The sequence below is a fragment of the Bartonella sp. AA86SXKL genome, assembly GCF_042196885.1.
The window spans coordinates 573-901 of the sequence record NZ_JBHIRE010000192.1 but is presented as its reverse complement, the minus strand read 5'-3'; the positions used below and the strand labels follow the sequence as shown (position 1 = coordinate 901).

Here is a 329-nt window from a genome sequence, read left to right as displayed (position 1 = left end):
ACTGTTTAGCAAAGAATCAATATTGTTTTTTTCGCGTAAGAATGCCTGTAGATCTTGATTGGTTAAGGTTTTACTGTCAGGTATACGGATGCGCATGGGATCAACTTTTACGCCATTGACAATAATTTCAAAGTGACAATGAGGACCGGTTGCCATTCCCGTTGTTCCAACATATCCAATGATTTGTCCTTGCCGTACTTTAACGCCTGGTTTGATATCTGGTGCATAACGACTTTGGTGTGAATAACTGCTGATATATCCATTGGGATGTTGAATTTCTGTATGGTTTCCATAGCCACCGCTAACACCCATTTTTATGACAATACCAT

1 protein-coding gene is annotated in these 329 nt (G+C 39.5%); it reads right to left on the bottom strand.

What is annotated here, in order from left to right; all coding sequences use genetic code 11:
* Nucleotides 1-329, bottom strand: a 329-nt coding sequence (locus ACFIO5_RS10910; protein WP_375705413.1) for a M23 family metallopeptidase, incomplete at both ends; no start/stop codon positions are given.